General features: G+C 72.2%; 18 protein-coding genes. 9 read left to right on the top strand and 9 right to left on the bottom strand.

Going from position 1 to position 17329, the window contains the following annotated elements:
• Positions 1–18: 18 nt before the first annotated feature.
• Positions 19–1080, bottom strand: coding sequence for a DEDDh family exonuclease (locus tag LN042_RS14295; protein WP_230051566.1), 1062 nt, complete (start codon positions 1078–1080; stop codon positions 19–21).
• Positions 1081–1187: 107 nt separating this feature from the next.
• Here LN042_RS14295 and LN042_RS14290 point away from each other — a divergent pair, with 107 nt between their 5' ends.
• From LN042_RS14290 to moaA, 4 genes are all read left to right on the top strand, one after another.
• On the top strand, positions 1188–2231 hold the full coding sequence (locus LN042_RS14290) for a zinc-dependent alcohol dehydrogenase family protein (protein WP_230051565.1): 1044 nt from the start codon (positions 1188–1190) through the stop codon (positions 2229–2231).
• Positions 2232–2559: 328 nt separating this feature from the next.
• Entirely contained in the window at positions 2560–2970 is a 411-nt protein-coding gene (locus LN042_RS14285) for a DUF485 domain-containing protein (protein WP_230051564.1), read from the top strand.
• Positions 2967–4646, top strand: coding sequence for a monocarboxylic acid transporter (locus tag LN042_RS14280; protein WP_230051563.1), 1680 nt, complete (start codon positions 2967–2969; stop codon positions 4644–4646). Before LN042_RS14285 ends, LN042_RS14280 begins: the two co-directional genes overlap by 4 nt.
• A gap of 173 nt (positions 4647–4819) precedes the next feature.
• On the top strand, positions 4820–5809 hold the full coding sequence (moaA, locus tag LN042_RS14275; protein WP_230051562.1) for a GTP 3',8-cyclase MoaA: 990 nt from the start codon (positions 4820–4822) through the stop codon (positions 5807–5809).
• Positions 5810–5927: 118 nt separating this feature from the next.
• Here moaA and LN042_RS14270 read toward each other — a convergent pair whose 3' ends face one another.
• From LN042_RS14270 to LN042_RS14245, 6 genes are all read right to left on the bottom strand, one after another.
• On the bottom strand, positions 5928–6170 hold the full coding sequence (locus LN042_RS14270; protein ID WP_101382868.1) for a hypothetical protein: 243 nt from the start codon (positions 6168–6170) through the stop codon (positions 5928–5930).
• Positions 6171–6566: 396 nt separating this feature from the next.
• On the bottom strand, positions 6567–6917 hold the full coding sequence (locus tag LN042_RS14265) for a DUF3099 domain-containing protein (RefSeq protein ID WP_230051561.1): 351 nt from the start codon (positions 6915–6917) through the stop codon (positions 6567–6569).
• Positions 6918–7036: 119 nt separating this feature from the next.
• Positions 7037–7591 carry an RNA 2'-phosphotransferase gene (locus LN042_RS14260; RefSeq protein WP_230051671.1) on the bottom strand — a complete coding sequence of 185 codons (555 nt, stop codon included), beginning with the start codon at positions 7589–7591 and terminating at the stop codon, positions 7037–7039.
• A 24-nt stretch (positions 7592–7615) separates the two neighbouring features.
• Positions 7616–9013, bottom strand: coding sequence for a metallopeptidase TldD-related protein (locus LN042_RS14255; protein WP_230051560.1), 1398 nt, complete (start codon positions 9011–9013; stop codon positions 7616–7618).
• Positions 9013–10599: a TldD/PmbA family protein gene (locus LN042_RS14250; RefSeq protein ID WP_230051559.1), complete on the bottom strand. Its 1587-nt coding sequence runs from the start codon at positions 10597–10599 to the stop codon at positions 9013–9015. The genes LN042_RS14255 and LN042_RS14250 overlap by 1 nt, the downstream gene beginning before the upstream one ends.
• Before the next feature lie 161 nt (positions 10600–10760).
• Entirely contained in the window at positions 10761–11900 is a 1140-nt protein-coding gene (locus LN042_RS14245; RefSeq protein ID WP_230051558.1) for an MBL fold metallo-hydrolase, read from the bottom strand.
• A gap of 316 nt (positions 11901–12216) precedes the next feature.
• Here LN042_RS14245 and fabG point away from each other — a divergent pair, with 316 nt between their 5' ends.
• Positions 12217–12936, top strand: a complete 720-nt coding sequence (gene fabG / locus LN042_RS14240) for a 3-oxoacyl-[acyl-carrier-protein] reductase (protein WP_230051557.1) — start codon at positions 12217–12219, stop codon at positions 12934–12936.
• A gap of 5 nt (positions 12937–12941) precedes the next feature.
• Positions 12942–13712 (top strand): enoyl-ACP reductase FabI, encoded by a 771-nt coding sequence (fabI, locus tag LN042_RS14235; RefSeq protein ID WP_230051556.1) that lies wholly within the window; start codon positions 12942–12944, stop codon positions 13710–13712.
• A 72-nt stretch (positions 13713–13784) separates the two neighbouring features.
• Here the strand turns inward: fabI and LN042_RS14230 are convergent, their stop codons facing one another.
• On the bottom strand, positions 13785–14462 hold the full coding sequence (locus LN042_RS14230) for a FadR/GntR family transcriptional regulator (protein WP_230051555.1): 678 nt from the start codon (positions 14460–14462) through the stop codon (positions 13785–13787).
• A gap of 192 nt (positions 14463–14654) precedes the next feature.
• On the opposite strand from LN042_RS14230, the gene LN042_RS14225 reads away from it, so the two are divergent.
• The 3 genes from LN042_RS14225 (at position 14655) to LN042_RS14220 (ending at position 16704) form a co-directional block, all read left to right on the top strand.
• Positions 14655–15923, top strand: coding sequence for an MFS transporter (locus LN042_RS14225; RefSeq protein WP_230051554.1), 1269 nt, complete (start codon positions 14655–14657; stop codon positions 15921–15923).
• 80 nt (positions 15924–16003) lie between these two features.
• Positions 16004–16126, top strand: a complete 123-nt coding sequence (locus LN042_RS37270) for an SGM_5486 family transporter-associated protein (protein WP_283843727.1) — start codon at positions 16004–16006, stop codon at positions 16124–16126.
• A gap of 47 nt (positions 16127–16173) precedes the next feature.
• Positions 16174–16704: a SixA phosphatase family protein gene (locus LN042_RS14220; protein WP_230051553.1), complete on the top strand. Its 531-nt coding sequence runs from the start codon at positions 16174–16176 to the stop codon at positions 16702–16704.
• A 6-nt stretch (positions 16705–16710) separates the two neighbouring features.
• Here LN042_RS14220 and LN042_RS14215 read toward each other — a convergent pair whose 3' ends face one another.
• A complete protein-coding gene (locus LN042_RS14215) occupies positions 16711–17292 on the bottom strand; it encodes a Uma2 family endonuclease (RefSeq protein WP_230051552.1) in 582 nt (193 codons plus the stop codon).
• Positions 17293–17329: the final 37 nt, after the last annotated feature.

Genomic DNA, 17329 nt, shown 5'->3' with positions numbered 1-17329 from the left:
GCACGGGCGGGCGCACCCTCATCGCCGGACGGCGCCCGGGTCCGGGTGCGGCGCGACGTCGGCCAGCAACTGCAGGAAGGCGTCCTCGCCGATGACCGGAGTGCCGACCTCGCGGGCCTTGCGGGCCTTGCCGCTCCAACTGCCGGGCTCGTTGGTGACCAGCAGGCTGGTGAGCCGGCTCACCGAGCCCGCGATGTGCAGCCCGGCGGCGATCGCCCGGTCCTCCAGGAGTTCGCGATCGGTGGCGGTGTCGCCGGTGATGGCCACCCGCATGCCCTGGATCAGCGGCCCGCCCTCCTGCCAGCGCCCCGGGTTGGGGTACGGGCACGGCGGCCGCTTGCGGGTCTGGCGGTAGGAGGACGACCAGGAGCCGCGGGCCGGAGCGAGCGGCGCCGCGGCGGTGTCCTCGCCGAGGTCGGTGACGGCCACACAGGTGGTCAGCGGGAGCGCCACGCGGCCGCTGCGGGCCAACTGCAGGCTAGGGCGGAAGGCCTCGGCGAGCACCCGGGCGTCGTCCAGCGCGTTGTGCGCCTGGCGCTGCTGCACTCCGAAGTACTCGGCGAGGGTGGCGAGTCGGCCGTTGGGCAGCGGCAGGCCGAGGTCCCGGGAGAGCACCATGGTGCAGATCCGCTGCTCCACCGGCGCGCGCGACCCGGCGCGGGCGAACTCACGCGAGATCATGTTCCAGTCGAAGAGCGCGTTGTGCGCCACCATCACCCGCCCGCGCAACCGCTGCGCGAACTCCTCGGCGATCTCCGGGAAGGTCGGGGCGTCGGCCAGCATCGCGCTGGTCAGGCCGTGGATCCAGACCGGGCCCGGGTCGCGCTGCGGGTTGACCAGGGTGTACCAGTGGTCGATCTCGTTGCCGTCGGCGTCCAGCCGGTAGAGCCCGATGGAGATCACCCGGTCGGTGCGGCCCAGACCGGTGGTCTCGACGTCGACCACCACGAACCCACCGGAGGCGTGATCGCCGGCCGGCTCGGAATCGTCCGAGGGTGTGCCGACCGCCGCTCCGGCGGCCTCGGCCGTGCCGGTGCGCTGGGACGGGATCGGGCCGGCCGGCGGCGGGAGCGCGTGCATGGTGCACCAGCTTAAGGGGCGGCGTCGGCAGCCTCGGGAATAAGGTGACGAATGGGATTGGTCGTACAACCGGCACAATCCATATGTCGATGTGAGGAACAGCACTTATGCGCGCCACCGTGATCCACGGACCCCAGGACATCCGGATCGAGGAGGTCCCCGACCCCGTCGTCCAGCAGCCCACCGATGCGGTGGTACGGGTGGTCAACGCCTGTATCTGCGGCAGCGACCTGTGGGCCTACCGGGGGGTCGCGGCCCGCGAGGCGGGCCAGCGGATCGGACACGAGTTCCTCGGGATCGTCGAGGCGGTCGGTGCCGGGGTGACCGGCGTCAAGCCGGGCGACTTCGTGGTTGCCCCCTTCGTGTGGTCCGACGGCGTCTGCGACTACTGCCGCGAGGGCCTGCAGACCTCCTGCCCGCACGGTGGCTTCTGGGGGAGCGTCGGCTCGGACGGCGGCCAGGGCGAGGCGGTCCGGGTGCCGTTCGCCGATGGCACGCTGGTGCGGCTGCCCAAGGAGGCGGCCACGGACCAGGCGCTGCTGCCGAGCCTGCTGGCGCTCTCCGACGTGATGGCCACCGGCCACCACGCGGCGGTGGCGGCCAAGGTGCGCCCGGGGGCCACGGTCGCCGTGGTGGGTGACGGCGCGGTGGGGCTGTGCGGCGTGCTGGCGGCGCAGCGGCTGGGCGCGGAGCGGATCATCGCGCTGGGTCGGCACGAGGTGCGCACCGCGATCGCCCGGCGGTTCGGAGCCACCGATGTGGTGGCCGAGCGCGGTGAGGCGGCCATCGAGGCGGTGCGCGAGCTGACCGGCGGTCAGGGTGCGCATGCGGTGCTGGAGGCCGTCGGGACGGAGGAGTCGATGCGGACGGCGATCTCGATCGCCCGGGACGGCGGCGCGGTCGGCTATGTCGGGGTGCCGCATGGCGGCAGCGCCGGTGTCGACATCGGCCAGATGTTCGGGCGGAACGTTTCGCTCGGCGGAGGTGTCGCACCGGCCCGCGCGTACATCCCGGAGCTGCTCACCGACGTCCTGAACGGTCGGATCGAGCCCGGCCTGGTCTTCGACCGCACGGTCGACCTGGATGGCGTGCCGGACGGATACCGGGCGATGGACGACCGCTCGGCGCTCAAGGTGCGCATCGCGTTCTGACGGCCCGCGCTCCGACGGATCGCCGTTCGGGGTGCGTTCTTCCGGGCCGTGTTCCTCCGGAGCGTGTGCGAAAGTCGCCCGGATTCGAAATTCCATCCGCATCAGGAAAAGGAGTTCGATTCCTGATCCCTCCTAATGCCCATTATTAAACGCAACGTCAGGCGGTCTGACGTGCGGTGAACCCCTTACCGCGGGCGGTGTCGTGCATCGGCATCGCTCGCGCGGACTTTTCGTGCAGTGAATTCGCCGAGCGATGTATTTCGGCCAGAGTCTGGGTACATCGATGTGAAGAACCGATTGGATGAATCACGACGTCAGGAGAGATGGAGTGGACCATCCCCTTCAACCCGGCCCCTCGGCCGGCGGTGACCACACCGCGACCGCTCCCGGTCCCGTGGACCACCTCATCCAGGACCCCGCCCTCCGCACCCTGCGCAGCACCACGCGCGGCTTCGCCTTCCCGGTGACCGTGGGCTTCCTGCTCTGGTACCTGCTGTACGTCCTGCTCTCCAGCTACGCGCACGGCTTCATGGCCGAGACGCTGTTCGGCAGTGTCAACGTGGCGTTGCTGATGGGCTTGCTGCAGTTCGTCAGCACGTTCGCCATCGCGGCCTGGTACGCGCGGTTCGCGCACCGCCGGATGGACCCGATCGCCGAGGAGCTGCGGCTGCGCCACGCCGCGTCCGCCGCAGCCGAGCAGGTGGCCCGGAGCGCGACCCCGCAGGAGGCCGGCGAATGACCACCTGGATCCAGCCGGCAGCGGCCCACCCGGCTGTGACCGCCCTCGCGGCCCACCCGGCTGCGACCGCCCTCGCGGCCAGCCAGGCCGCCGGCCACCGCGACCTGACCCTGGCGCTGTTCGCGTTCTTCGTCCTGGTCACCCTGGGCATCACCGTCTGGGCCGGCCGCCAGACCAGGACCGCCACCGACTTCTACGCCGGCGGCCGCGGCTTCTCCGGCCTGCAGAACGGCCTGGCGATCTCCGGCGACTACATGTCGGCGGCCTCCTTCCTGGGGATCGCCGGCGCCATCGCCCTCGCCGGTTACGACGGCTTCCTCTACTCGATCGGCTTCCTGGTGGCCTGGCTGGTCGCCCTGCTGCTGATCGCCGAGCCGCTGCGCAACTCCGGCCGCTACACCATGGCCGACGTGCTGGCCTTCCGGATGCGCCAGCGGCCGGTCCGCACCGCCGCCGGGCTCTCCACCATCGTGGTCTCGGTCTTCTACCTGCTGGCCCAGATGGTCGGCGCCGGCTCCCTGGTCGCGCTGCTGCTCGGCATCGAGGGCAGCGCCGCCAAGGCCTGGACGGTGGTGGTGGTCGGCGCGCTGATGGTGCTCTACGTCACCGTCGGCGGCATGAAGGGCACCACCTGGGTGCAGATCGTCAAGGCGGTGCTGCTGATCCTGGGCGCCGCGCTGATGACCGTCCTGGTGCTGGCCAAGTACCACTTCAACCCGTCCACCCTGCTGGGCGCCGCCGCACACGCCAGCGGCAAGGGCGCCGCCTTCCTGCAGCCGGGCCTCAAGTACGGCGAGAGCGGCACCACCAAGCTGGACTTCATCAGCCTGGGCCTGGCGCTGGTGCTCGGCACGGCCGGTCTGCCGCACATCCTGGTGCGCTTCTACACCGTGCCGACCGCCAAGGCGGCCCGGAAGTCGGTGCTCTGGGCGATCGGGATCATCGGCGTCTTCTACCTGATGACGCTGGCGCTCGGCTTCGGCGCGGCGGCCCTGGTCGGCCCGAAGACCGTCAAGGCGTCCAACGCGGCCGGCAACACCGCCGCCCCGCTGCTCGCCCAGTCGCTCGGCGGCGGCGCCGGCTCCACCGGCGGTGCGATCCTGTTGGCGGTGATCTCGGCAGTGGCGTTCGCCACCATCCTGGCCGTGGTCGCCGGGCTCACGCTGGCCTCCTCCGCCTCGTTCGCCCATGACCTCTACGCCAACGTCATCCGCCGCGGCAAGGTCGGTGAACGCGAGGAGGTGCGCTCGGCCAAGCTGGCCGCCGTGGCGATCGGTGCGATCGCCATCGGCCTGAGCATCTACGCCGACAAGCTGAACACCGCCGCCCTGGTGGCGCTGGCCTTCGCGGTCGCCGCCTCGGCCAATCTGCCCACCATGCTCTACTCGCTCTACTGGAAGCGGTTCACCACCGCCGGGGCGGTCAGCTCGATCTACGCGGGGCTGGTCAGCTCGGTGGTGCTGGTGGTGTTCTCGCCGGTGGTCTCCGGCGAGGCCACCTCGCTCTTCCCGCACGCCGACTTCCACTGGTTCCCGCTGGAGAACCCCGGGCTGGTCTCGATCCCGGTGGGCTTCCTGGCCGGCTGGCTGGGCACCGTCTTCTCCCGGCGCCCGGCCGACCAGGGGAAGTACGCTGAACTGGAGGTCCGTTCCCTCACCGGGATCGGTGCGCACTGACCGCGGTCCTGAGCGGCGGTCTCAAGATGCCACCGGTCCAAAGATCACGCTGGTCCGAAGGGCGGGATGGTCCAAAGCTCCAGCCGGTCTGAAGATCCACCTGGTCTAAGCTGGCGCCCGGTCCATCCCGACGGTGGGCCGGGCGCCGCTTGCGACTGGGGAAGGTGCGCACCGTGTTGCTCGACACGTTCGGCCGCCAGGCCGTGGACCTGAGGGTCTCGCTGACCGACAGGTGCAACCTGCGCTGCACCTACTGCATGCCGGAGCAGGGCCTGCAGTGGCTTGCCAAGCCGACCCTGCTGAGTGACGAGGAGATCGTCCGGCTGGTCGGCCTGGCGGTGCGCGAGCTGGGCATCCGCGAGGTGCGGTTCACCGGCGGCGAGCCGCTGCTGCGCCCCGGGCTGGTCTCCATCGTGGCCGCCTGCGCCGAACTGGAGCCGCGCCCCGAACTCTCGCTGACCACCAACGGCATCGGCCTGGCCCGCACCGCCAGCGCACTGGAGGCGGCCGGCCTGGACCGGATCAACGTCTCGCTGGACACCCTGGACGCCGAGACCTTCCACACCCTGACCCGCCGGCAGCGCCACCAGGACGTGCTCGACGGCCTGGCCGCCGCCGAGGCCGCCGGGCTCACCCCCGTGAAGATCAACACCGTGCTGATGCGCGGGGTCAACGACCACGAGGCCGCCGACCTGCTGGCCTGGAGCCTGGACCACGGCTACCAGCTGCGCTTCATCGAGCAGATGCCGCTGGACGCCCAGCACGGCTGGAGCAGGGACGGGATGGTCACGGCCACCGAGATCCTGGAGCGGCTCGGCGAACGCTTCACCCTCACTCCCGAGCCGTCCGCCGCGCGCGGCGCCGCCCCGGCCGAGCGCTGGCTGGTGGACGGCGGGCCGGGCACCGTCGGGGTGATCGCCTCGGTCACCCGGCCGTTCTGCCGGGCCTGCGACCGCACCCGGCTGACCGCCGACGGCCAGGTGCGCAACTGCCTGTTCGCGACCGGGGAGACCGATCTGCGCACGGCCCTGCGCGCCGGCGCCGACGATGCCGAGCTGGCCGCGCTGTGGCGGGTGGCGATGTGGGGCAAGAAGGCCGGGGCCGGGATCGACGACCCCGAGTTCCACCAGCCCGACCGGCCGATGTCGGCCATCGGGGGCTGACGGGCGGAAGGGCTGCTGCTCCCCAGCGAGTTGACGGCCCGTCAGTCCTCGGCAGCCGCCGTCAGCCTTTTCGGTCCTCGTCGGCCCCTCAGTCCCGATCGGTCTTCGTCAGTCCCGGTCAGTCCCCGGTCCAGTCGGCCAGCGGCACGGTGTCCCGCAGGAAGCCGCGCACGCCCAGGAACTGGCTCAGGTGCTCGCGGTGCTCCTCGCAGGCCAGCCAGGTCTTGCGGCGGTCCGGGGTGTGCAGCTTGGGGTTGTTCCAGACCAGTACCCAGTGCGCGTCGGCCCGGCAGCCCTTGGCCGAGCACTGCGGCGGTCCCTGCGGCCCTTCGGGCTGGTCGCCGAAGAAGTCGATGCTCATGATCGGCAGTCTCTCATCCGCGCCGCTCGCCCGTGGACCGTCGCAGGTGGACTATGCCAGGCGACCGTGCCGACTGACCATGGGATTTCTGGCATGATCGCGTCAATGAATGGGCAGCATCCGCCTGGAGGCATGACGACGCCGGGCGGCCACGGGGGGAGCCGCCCGGCGTCGGTCCGTCGCTCCGACGGGGGATGCGGAGCGCGTACGCAGTATGTCACGACGCATGGGGGCCTTGGCTAGGGCTTTCAAGATTTATTTGAGCTTTTCCTGAGGTTTGTGGGCGTCATAAGACCGCAAAAACGGGCGGATCGGACACCAGCATTCTGTGATGAGAATGTGGTGACCCGACCCGCCCGTCACGGAGAGTCAGTCTGACCGCCTGACAGGTTACGCTCAGAGGTCTCCGGCCCGGTCGGACTCCGGCTCCGCGGCGCCGCTCCGGCCGCCCGGGCCCAGCATCAGGTGCGTGGTGGGCGGCACGTCGAAGGTGCTCGGCAGTCCGGGCGAGCGCTCCCGGCCGGCGTTGGCGATCACCACCGCGACGTACGGCAGCAGCACCCCGCCCGCCAGCGCGGCGAACGCCAGGTAGCGCTCGACGTCCCAGAGCACCACGGCCAGCAGCACGCAGGCGGTGCGGATCAGCATCGAGATCACGTAGCGGCGCTGCCGCCCGCGGACGTCCTCCGTGAGGCTGCTCCGGGCCCCGGTGATCCGGAACACCTCACCGTCCGAGCTCCTGCCCATCTCTCCTGCCTCCGCTGGGTGCCCCGGCGGTACCGATTCCGCCCGGTCCGATTTGTTCGGGTACCAGACACCACGGTACGCCGCCGTCCGCCGCCCGGGCAGACCGGGGCGGGCGGCGCTCAGCCGATCGCGCGGCGGCTGAGGAAGGCGGGCGGCACGGCATCGGTGAGCCACACCCCGTTGGCGCTGCGGCGGAACAGGTGCCCGGCGGCGACCAGGCCCGCCGCGTCCACCCGCAGGACCACCGGGCGGCCGTGCCGGGCCCCCACCCGGGTGGCCGTCTCGACGTCCGCCGACAGGTGCACGTCCTGGCGGCGCATCGGGTGCAGCCCCTCGCGGAGGATGGCCGCCACGCTCCCCTCGGCGGTGCCGTGGTAGAGCACCGCCGGCGGTGCGGCCGGTGCCAGGCCCAGGTCCACCGGGACGGAGTGGCCCTGGCTGGCGCGGATGCGCAGGCCGTCCGCGCTGAACGCGAAGCGCTGCTTGTCGTTGGTGGCGACGACGTGGTCCAGTTGCTCGCGGGTCAGCCTGGTGCCCCGCCGGGCGAGGGCGGCGAGCAGGGTGGCCACCGGCACCCAGCCGCCCTCGTCCAGGGTGATCCCGATCGCGCCGGGGTCGTGGCGCAGCACCCGGGAGAGCAGTTTCGAGGTTCGGACGGTGCTCCTCGGGTTCAGCGGTATGGTCAAGTGCGTTGTCTCCTATGAGGCTTGGCTCACCGAGCTCATGTTGAACCCGCTGACCCGGACCGCCGGCATCGCGGTGCGGCTGAAGTAGTCGCTCCACTCACGGGGCAGGGTCTGCTCGGTGCGGCCGACCTGGGTGATCCGGGAGAGCAGGTCGACCGGGGATTCGTTGAAGCGGAAGTTGTTGACCTCGCCCACCACTTGGCCGTTCTCGACCAGGTAGACGCCGTCCCGGGTGAGGCCGGTGAGCAGCAGGGTGGCCGGGTCGACCTCGCGGATGTACCAGATGCAGGTGAGCAGCAGGGCCCGCTCGGTGGAGGCCACCAGCTCGGCGAGGCTCGGCGCGGCGGCCTGGTCGGCGGTCTCCAGCACCAGGTTGTCACCGAACGGGCGGACCGGCAGGCCGGTCAGGGCGGCCGAGTGCCGGGTGGTCGCCAGGTTGCTCAGCACGCCGTCGCGGATCCAGTCGGTGGGCGCGATCGGCAGGCCGTTGTCGAAGGCGGACTGGTCGCCGCCGGAGGAGTGGGCGAGCACGAACGGCGCGCACTCCAGGCCGGGGGCGGCCGGGTCGGAGCGCAGGGTGAGCGGGAGTTCGGTGAGCCGCTCGCCCAGCTTGGTGCCGCCGCCGGGACGGCTGAAGACGGTGCGGCCCTCGACCGCGTCCCGGCCCGAGGCGCTCCACGCCAGGTAGATCATCAGATCGGCCAGGGCGGACGGTGGCAGCAGCGTCTCGTAGCGGCCGGCCGGCAGGTCGATCTTCCGCTTGCCCCAGGCCAGCCGCTCGTCCAGCTGGGACTGCAGCGCGGCCACGTCGACCCCGCGGAAGTCCCGGGTGGCCTGGCCGACCCACGCCGAGGTTCCGGCGGCCTTGGCGTTGAACTCCACGGTGCCGGTGGGCTGGTCGTGCCGCAGCCGCAGGCCGGTGGAGCTGCCCAGGTAGGTCGAGGTCAGCTCGTGCCGGGCGAAGCCGTAGAGCGCCTGGCCGCCCGCCCTGGCCCGGGCGAAGGCGGCGCCCAGCTCCGGAGCGAAGGCGTCGAAGACGGCGATCGAGGTCTCGGCCGGCGGTGCGGTGAAGTCCGCGGACGCGGCCTCGCCGGACAGCAGCGGCTGGGCGTCCTCGGCCGGGCCGGCGTCGCGGGCGGCCGCCTCGGCCGCCCGGACCAGCTCCTCCAGGTCCGCCGCGCCGACCGCCTCCCGGGCCACCACGCCGGAGGCGGTGCCCTCGGTGCCGTCCACCGTCGCGATCACGGTGACCCGGCGGCCCCGGGTGACGCCGTTGGTGGTGAGCGCGTTGCCGGCCCAGCGCAGGTTGGCCGTGCTCTCCTCGTCCACCAGCACCAGGCAGCCGTCGGTCCTGGACAACTCCAGGGCGCGCTCGACCAGTTCGTGCGGGGCGTTGCCGCGCGTCGTCATCAGTGACCCGCCTCCTGCTGCGTGTTGAGCACGTTCACCTGCTGGAAGAGCGCCGACGGGCAGCCGTGGCTGACCGCGGCGACCTGGCCGGGCTGGGCCTTGCCGCAGTTGAAGGCGCCGCCCAGCAGATAGGTCTGCGGGCCGCCGACCGCGGTCATCGAGCCCCAGAAGTCGGTGGTGGTGGCCTGGTAGGCGAAGTCCTTGACCTGGCCCGCGAGTCGGCCGTTCTTGATGGCGTAGGCGCGCTGGCCGGTGAACTGGAAGTTGTAGCGCTGCATGTCGATCGACCAGGAGCGGTCGCCGACGATGTAGAGGCCGTTCTCCACCCCGTCGAACAGGCCCGGGGTGTCCGGCCCGTCGATGGCCGGCTGCAGTGAGACGTTGGCCATCCGCTGCACCGGCACATGCGCCGGGGAGTCGGCGAAGGCGCAGCCGTTGGACCGCCCCAGGCCCTTCAAGTGGGCCATGGTCCGGTCCAGTTGGTAACCGGTCAGGATGCCGTCGCGGATCAGGTCCCAGGACTGGGTGGCCACGCCCTCGTCGTCGAAGCCGATGGTGGCCAGGCCGTGTTCGGCGGTGCGGTCACCGGTGACGTGCATCAGCTCGGAACCGTACTTGAGCTTGCCGAGCTGGTCGAAGGTGGCGAACGAGGTGCCCGCGTAGGCGGCTTCGTAGCCGAGCGCGCGGTCCAGCTCGGTGGCGTGGCCGATCGACTCGTGGATGGTCAGCCACAGGTTGGTGGGGTCGATCACCAGGTCGTAGCGGCCGGGTTCGACGCTGGGCGCCTTCACCTTCTCGGCCAGGTAGCCGGGGATCCGGCCCAGTTCGTCCGCCCAGTCCCAGCCCTCGGCCAGGCCCGGCCCCCCGGGGGACGCCCCCGGGACCCCGGCGAGGTACTCCCAGCCGCGGCCGGCTGGCGGCGCCACGGTGCGCATCGACTCGAAGGCGCCGGTGCGCTCGTCCACCGAGATCGCCTCGAACTCCGGGTTGAGCCGGATCCGCTGCTGGGTGGTCACGGTGCCCGCGGTGTCCGCGTAGAACTTGTTCTCCTGCACGGTCAGCAGGCTCGCCGTCACGTGCGACACGCCGTCGGCGGCCAGCAGCGCGGCGCTCCAGTCGGCCAGCAGCGCGGTCTTCTCGGCGTCCGGCACGTCGAACGGGTTGATCCGGTAGGAGGAGACCCAGACGGCGTCGCGGTGCACCGGCTCCGGGGCCAGCTCCACCCGGTCGCCGCCGCCCGCGGCCGCGCTGATCCGGGCCGACAGCCGGGCCACCGCAACGGCCTGCTCGGCGACCTCGGCGGCCGCCTGCTCGGTCAGCTCCACGCCGGCCGCGAAGCCCCAGGCGCCGTCCAGCAGCACCCGGACCGCGAAGCCCAGCTGGACGGAGTCGGCGCTGCCCGCCGGCTTGGCGTCCCGCAGCCGCCAGCTGGCGCTGCGGACCCGCTCCAGGCGGAAGTCGGCGTGGCCGGCACCCAGCCGGCGGGCCCGGTCGAGGGCGGCGTCGGCCAGGCGGTGCATCGGCAGCGCGAGGAAGAGCGGGTCGACGGGGTGGGCCGGCGGCGCGCTGCTGGGTGTCGGCGGCATCGGACTCCCTGAGGGTGCGAGGACGGGGTGTCGGACCGGAACGGGTCCGACACCGCATCATGTCCCCTGCGGGCGGTGCGAGGCCAGAAGTTAACGCAGCGCGTTGACGCGGTGGAGGGGCCGCCAGGCGGTGGCCGGGCCCCATGCGGCCCGGCGGCGGGTCACGACAGGCCGATCCACCAGGCGCCCGGTTCCGGCGGGTTCGCCACCTCGACCCGCTCGCCCGGGCGCGGCACGGCCACCCGCACGTCCTGCGCCTTGGCCTCGGCCAGCAGCCGCTCCACCGGCTCGGCCCACGGGTGCAGCGCGAGGTTGAAGGTGCACCAGTGGACCGGCACCAGCAGTCCGCCCCGCAGTTCGCGGTGCGCCAGCACCGCGTCCTCCGGGTTGAGGTGGATGTCGGCCCAGGCCTCGTTGTAGGCGCCGATCGCCACCAGCGCGGCGTCGAACGGACCGTGCTGCTCGCCGATCGCCCGGTAGCCCTCGAAGTAGCCGGAGTCGCCGGTGTAGAAGACCTTGCGGGTCGGGCCGGCGATCACCCAGGAACCCCAGAGCGTGGTGTTGCGCTTGAGGGTGCGGCCGGAGAAGTGGTGCGCGGCGGTCAGGGTGACGGTCAGGTCGCCCAGGGTGCAGGTCTCCTGCCAGTCCAGCTCGATGATCCGGTGCTCCGGCACGCCCCAGCGGCGCAGGTGGCCGCCGATCCCCAGCGGCACCGCGAACGGCGCCGACTGGCTGCTCAGCAGGCCCTTCACGGTGGCCATGTCCAGGTGGTCGTAGTGGTCGTGGGAGATCAGCACCACGTCGACCGGGGGCAGGTCGGACAGCGCGACCGGCACCGGGTGCAGCCGCTTGGGGCCCAGGTTGGCCAGCGGGGAGCAGCGTTCGCTCCAGATCGGGTCCAGCAGCACCCGGCTGCCCTCGATCTCGACCAGCGCGGAGGCGTGGCCGTACCAGGTGACCGCGACGCCGTCGGCCGGTGCGGCGGCGGGCGCGGCCCGGACCAGCGGCACCGGGCGCACCGGGGCGCGGCCCTCGCTCTCGAACAGCACCTTGCGCATCGTGCCGGGGCCCGGTCGCTCGCCCGAGGGGGTGCGGGCCAGCGTGGACGGCGCGTTGTGAAAGGTGCCGTCGGCGTACTGCGGGGAGTTGCGGATCCGCTCGTCGCGGCCGTCCGGGTCGCGCCCGAACGCGCCGGGCAGGCCGCGTGCGGCCCAGGCCGCGGCGCCCGCTCCAGCGGCGGCCAGTGCGGTCAGGGTGAGCAGCCGGCCCCGGCGCCCGGCCCGGGGGAGTGCATCGCTCATCGGGATGCCGCCCTTACTAGGAGTGTCTCGGCAGTCGGTCGCGGCGCGGCAGCGCATCGCCCGTGCCGCGCCGACGGTGCAACGGGCGTCCGGCCGCTGGGGTTCCCGCCCGTCGGGTCGTCGGGCGGGCCGCCCACCTGGGGCGGGAAACGGCGGTGCGAGCGGTGCGGAGATCGTCAGCTCTATTGTCGGAAGGCGACAGTTCTGCGGCGAAGGGCCTGTCGAGGGTCGATTCGCCTGGGCGGAGAGCCGACCGATAGCGTCACAGTGCGTACGTTTCCCCCGCACAGCGGGACCACACAGGGAGAGGTGAATCGTGAGCCGGTCGGTTCTCGTTACCGGAGGCAACCGGGGCATCGGGCTCGCCATCGCCCAGGCTTTCGCCGAGGCGGGCGACAAGGTCGCCATCACCAGCCGGTCCGGCGAGGTCCCCGAGGTGCTCGCCAAGTACGACGTGCTCGCGGTGAGCTGCGACGTCACCGACGGCGCGCAGGTGGACGCCGCGCTGACCGAGGTCGAGCAGAAGCAGGGCCCGGTGGAGGTGCTGGTGGCCAACGCCGGCATCACCAAGGACACCCTGATGCTCCGGATGACCGAGGAGGACTTCGCCTCGGTGGTCGACACCAACCTGACCGGGACCTTCCGGGTGGTCAAGCGGGCCTCGGCCAAGATGCTGCGGGCCAGGCGGGGACGGATCGTGCTGATCTCGTCGGTGGTCGGCCTCACGGGCACGGCCGGACAGGCCAACTACGCGGCGTCCAAGGCCGGCCTGGTCGGCTTCGCCCGTTCGCTGGCCCGTGAGTTCGGGCCGCGCGGCATCACGGTCAACGTGGTCTCGCCCGGGTTCGTGGCGACCGACATGACCGCGGTGCTCAGCGAGGAGCGTCGCAAGGAGATCGTCTCGTCGGTGCCGCTCGGTCGCTACGCCGCGCCCGACGAGATCGCCTCCACCGTGCGGTTCCTCGCCTCCGACGAGGCCGCGTACATCACCGGAGCCGTCATTCCCGTGGACGGCGGATTGGGCATGGGTCACTGAGCAACATGAGCGGAATCCTTGAGGGCAAGAAGATCCTGATCACCGGCGTGCTGATGGAGTCCTCCATCGCCTTCCACGCCGCGAAGCTGGCCCAGGAGCAGGGTGCCGAGATCATCCTGACCGCCTTCCCCCGGCCCAGCCTGACCGAGCGGATCGCCAAGAAGCTGCCGGCCCCGGTCAAGGTGCTGGAGCTGGACGTCTCCAACGCCGAGCAGCTGGCGGGCATCGCCGACCAGGTGCGGGCCGAGCTGGGCGACCGGCTGGACGGCGTCGTGCACTCCATCGGCTTCGCGCCGCAGGACGCGCTGGGCGGCAACTTCCTGGACACCCCGTGGGAGTCGGTGGCCACCGCGATGCACGTGTCGGCGTACTCGCTGAAGTCGCTGACGATGGCGCTGCTGCCGCTGATGCAGAACGGCGGCTCGGTGGTCGGCCTGACCTTCGACGCGCAGGTCGCCTGGCAGCAGTACGACTGGATGGGCCCGGCCAAGGCCGCGCTCGAAGCCACCAACCGCTACCTGGCGCGTTACCTGGGCGAGCGGGACATCCGCTGCAACCTGGTCTCGGCCGGCCCGCTCGCGTCGATGGCGGCCAAGTCGATCCCGGGCTTCCCGCAGCTGGCCGAGGCCTGGAACACCCGCTCGGCGCTCAAGTGGGACCTCACCGACCCGGAGCCGGCCGGGCGCGGCATCGTGGCGCTGCTGTCGGACTGGTTCCCGATGACCACCGGCGAGATCATCCACGTGGACGGCGGGCTGCACGCCATCGGCGTCTGACACCGCCCGGATGCGGAGCACCGCCCCGGTCGCGCGACCCGCGCGGCCGGGGCGGCGTGCTGTCCGGCCCCGCTACTCGTGCTCGGGCCGGTTGCAGGTGTTGATCACCTCGGCGGACTCACGGGCGGCGGCCGCCGCGTCCCGCTGCCGGATCGCGGCCAGGATCCGGTCGTGGCCGACGTACTTGTCGGGCGAGAGCACCGGGCCGACGTCCCGGCGCAGCTGGGCCCGGAGCACCTCGCCAAGGTCGGCGTAGAGGTCGGCCAGCACCTCGTTGTGGGCCGCGGCCACCACCGACTGGTGGAAGGCGGCGTCGGCCTGCACGAAGACCTCGGCGTCACCGCCGAACCAGGCCTCGTCGCGACGGGCCAGTGCGGTCTCCAGCAGCCCCAGGTCGCGGTCGGTGCGGCGGTCGGCGGCCAGTGACGCCGCCGCGGCCTCCAGCAGCGAGCGCAGCTCGGCCACCTGGCTCGGCTCGGCGCCCGAGAACCGGCGGTGCATCACCCCGGCCAGTTCGCTGGTGGCCAGCACATAGGTGCCCGAGCCCTGCCGGATGTCCAGCAGCCCGTTGTGCGCCAGCGCCCGGACCGCCTCCCGCACGGTGTTCCGGGCCACCCCCAGCTCCTCCACCAGGGCGGCCTCGGTGGGGATCCGGGAGCCGACCGGCCACTCGCCCGAGGTGATCTGCGCCCGCAGCTGGGCGATCACCTGGTCGGCCAGTGGGGTGCGCCGGGGCGAGGACAGCGTCATTGGTCTCCTCTGAAGGTCGGACGGGCCTCGGGGTCGGCCCGGCGCGGTCCCAGGCCGACCCGGGGAGGTCGGGGGGCGGTCCCAGGCCGCCTCGGGGTGGTGGGGGCGGTCAGGGGAACCATCTTGCCCTTGAAACGGAGCAGCCCCGAAACGTCTTGGGTTAATTCATCCCATCATTCTATGATGTGGCCCATGCCCACGGCCGAGAAGACCACCCAGCACCCCGAAACCCCCGCACTCCCCGAGCCGGCCCGCACCGAGGGTCGCGCCCGGCTGCTCGGCACGCTGCTCGCGCTCGCCGTCGCGCTCGCCGCGGTCAACCTGCGCCCGGTGGTCACCAGCCTCGGACCGCTGCTCGGCGAGGTCCGCACCGACCTGCACATGAGCGCCACGGTGGCCGGCCTGCTCGCCGCCGTGCCCTCGCTCTGCTTCGCGCTGTTCGGCTTCGCCGCGCCGGGGCTGGCCCGGCGGTTCGGGCCGACCCTGGTGGTCACCGCCGGGATGGGAGCCGTCACCGCCGGGGTGGCGGCCCGCTCGTTCGCCGCGAGCACCGGGGCGTTCCTGCTGCTCACGGCGGTCGCACTGGCCGGAGTCGCGGTGGCCAACGTGCTCATCCCGGTGGTCATCAAGCGCTACTTCCCGCAGCGGGTCGGCCCGATGATCGGCCTCTACGCGATGGCGCTGTCGCTGGGCACCGCGCTGGCCGCCGCCGTCAGCGTGCCGTTGACCAACGCGCTGGGCGGCGGCTGGCGGCTCGGCCTGGGCAGCTGGGCGGTGCTCGGCGCGGTCGGGCTGCTGATCTGGGTGGCCACCGTGCTGCTGCGCCGGGACGGCCGGGGCGGCGAGCAGCAGGGCGCGGCGGCCGAGGGCCGGCTGCGGATCGCCCGCAGCGGCACCGCCTGGGCGCTGGCCGGCTTCTTCGGCTGCCAGGCGGGCGGCGCCTACGCCACCATGGGCTGGATCTCGCAGATATACCAGGACTCCGGGATCAGCGCCGGCGCCTCCGGGGTGCTGCTCGCCGTGGTCATGGCGGTCGGCGTGCCGGTCTCCTTCGTGCTGCCCAACCTGGCCGCGCGCCGCGCCGACCAGCGGCTGTTCGTGGTGGTGCTGGCGCTGTGCGGGATCGCCGGCTACCTCGGACTGGCGCTGGCCCCGGCCGGCGGGGCCTGGCTCTGGGCGCTGCTGGTGGGGCTGTCCAACTGCGCCTTCCCGCTCACCCTGACGATGATCGGGCTGCGGGCGCGCACCAGCGGCGGGGTGGCGCAGCTGTCCGCCTTCGCGCAGGGGGTCGGCTACCTGATCTCCATCCCGTGCCCGATCGTGGTCGGCGTCCTCTACCAGGGCACCGGCGGCTGGTACCTGCCGCTGGCCTTCATGGGCGCGCTGCTGGTGCCGCAGCTGCTGATCGGGCTGCGGGCGGCGCGCAACCGCTTCGTGGAGGACGAGGTCGCCGCGGCCTGACCGGACCTCGGGGGCGCGGGACCCGGGGAGGAGCCGGACCCCGGTGCGGGCCGAGCGGAAAAGGATGCGAGACTCTGCCCATGCCCGTTCTCGAACCCAACCCCACGAACAGCCACCGCAAGCTGCTGGGGATCCTCGGCACCTTCCTCGGTGTGGTGATCGTCGTCTCGATCATCGCCACCATCGCCCAGTCGATGGGTTGATCCGCAACAGCTGAGCCGGCGGGCCGGTTTTCTGCCAAGCTGACCCCATGACCGACGACGCGACCGCCCGCAGGATCATCGTTCTCCGCCACGCCAAGGCCGACTGGCCCCAGGTGGACGACCACGAGCGGCCGCTCGCCGAGCGCGGCCGGGCGGAGGCGCCGGTCGCGGGCGAGTGGCTCGCGGACTCCGGGATCAACCCGGACCACGTGCTCTGCTCGACCTCGGTGCGCACCCGTGAGACCTGGAAGCTGGTCTCCCACGAGCTGCCCAAGCGCCAGCGCCACACGGTCTTCGAGAAGCGGATCTACGACGCCACCGCGGGCGAGATCATCGAGGTGCTCAAGGAGACCCCGGACGACGTGGCCGACCTCCTCCTGGTCGGCCACAACCCCGGCGTGCAGAACCTCGTCGAGGTCCTCGCGGGCGACGAGAGCCTCGGCGACGCCCTCACCCAGCTCCGCCAGCGCGGCTTCCCGACGGCCGGCATCGCCGTCCTGGCCTTCGAGGGCAGCTGGGACGCGGTGGAGCCGGGCGTGGCGAAGCTGGTGTCGTACTACACGCCGGCGCGGGACTGAGGCGGGTCAGAGACCGGTGAGGTCGGCCGTGATCTCGAAGGGTGCGGTGGCCTTGACCAGCCCGGTGAAGACCTCGGTGGCGCGGTAGGCCGCGGTCTCCGGGTCGAGCTCGTAGGTGAAGACCTTGGGATCGGCGTTGGTGAACTGCTCGACCCGCCAGTAGTACTGGATGCCCGCCTTGGCGTACTGGGCGGGTTTGGTGATGCGGTCGGTGGTCTCGGAGCCCGGGGAGACCACCTCGACCAGGAGGAGGACATGCTCCGGGCGTTTCGGCGTGATCCGCTGGGCCTCCGCGCGGTAGACCACGACGTCCGGGCGTCGGTTGGTGAGCGGGATGTCGCGGACGCGGACGTCGAAGTCGGTGTCGGCGAACCACTCGGGGGTCGATGCGACATCCAGTGCGTTGGCCAGGATCCTGGCGATCCGGTTGTGCCCAGAGGTAGCACTGGGGCTCATGACGACCATCCCGTCCACGATCTCGATGTCAGCACACAGCTCCTCCGGCAGGGAGTCGTACTCCTCCGCCGTTATCGGCTGGTGCATCCAATCGGGCGCGGGGCGGTGCGAGGCGACGGTCTCGGCGGTCATGGCGGCCTCCTCGGGCTGCTCAGGGCTCCACCGCCGA

This window comes from Kitasatospora humi (genome assembly GCF_020907985.1).
Lineage (GTDB): Bacteria > Actinomycetota > Actinomycetes > Streptomycetales > Streptomycetaceae > Kitasatospora > Kitasatospora humi.
This window is presented reverse-complemented; position numbering and strand designations above follow the sequence as displayed.

What these genes read in the sequence shown, in the direction of transcription:
- LN042_RS14250 (WP_230051559.1), bottom strand. Translation starts at nt 10,599, where the DNA reads ATGCCGCCGACACCCAGCAGCGCGCCGCCGGCCCACCCCGTCGACCCG.
- LN042_RS14270 (WP_101382868.1), bottom strand. Translation starts at nt 6,170, where the DNA reads ATGAGCATCGACTTCTTCGGCGACCAGCCCGAAGGGCCGCAGGGACCG.
- LN042_RS14280 (WP_230051563.1), top strand. Translation starts at nt 2,967, where the DNA reads ATGACCACCTGGATCCAGCCGGCAGCGGCCCACCCGGCTGTGACCGCC.
- LN042_RS14215 (WP_230051552.1), bottom strand. Translation starts at nt 17,292, where the DNA reads ATGACCGCCGAGACCGTCGCCTCGCACCGCCCCGCGCCCGATTGGATG.
- LN042_RS14255 (WP_230051560.1), bottom strand. Translation starts at nt 9,013, where the DNA reads ATGACGACGCGCGGCAACGCCCCGCACGAACTGGTCGAGCGCGCCCTG.
- LN042_RS14230 (WP_230051555.1), bottom strand. Translation starts at nt 14,462, where the DNA reads ATGACGCTGTCCTCGCCCCGGCGCACCCCACTGGCCGACCAGGTGATC.
- fabI (WP_230051556.1), top strand. Translation starts at nt 12,942, where the DNA reads ATGAGCGGAATCCTTGAGGGCAAGAAGATCCTGATCACCGGCGTGCTG.
- LN042_RS14225 (WP_230051554.1), top strand. Translation starts at nt 14,655, where the DNA reads ATGCCCACGGCCGAGAAGACCACCCAGCACCCCGAAACCCCCGCACTC.
- LN042_RS14245 (WP_230051558.1), bottom strand. Translation starts at nt 11,900, where the DNA reads ATGAGCGATGCACTCCCCCGGGCCGGGCGCCGGGGCCGGCTGCTCACC.
- LN042_RS14220 (WP_230051553.1), top strand. Translation starts at nt 16,174, where the DNA reads ATGACCGACGACGCGACCGCCCGCAGGATCATCGTTCTCCGCCACGCC.
- LN042_RS37270 (WP_283843727.1), top strand. Translation starts at nt 16,004, where the DNA reads ATGCCCGTTCTCGAACCCAACCCCACGAACAGCCACCGCAAGCTGCTG.
- LN042_RS14265 (WP_230051561.1), bottom strand. Translation starts at nt 6,917, where the DNA reads ATGGGCAGGAGCTCGGACGGTGAGGTGTTCCGGATCACCGGGGCCCGG.
- LN042_RS14295 (WP_230051566.1), bottom strand. Translation starts at nt 1,080, where the DNA reads ATGCACGCGCTCCCGCCGCCGGCCGGCCCGATCCCGTCCCAGCGCACC.
- LN042_RS14290 (WP_230051565.1), top strand. Translation starts at nt 1,188, where the DNA reads ATGCGCGCCACCGTGATCCACGGACCCCAGGACATCCGGATCGAGGAG.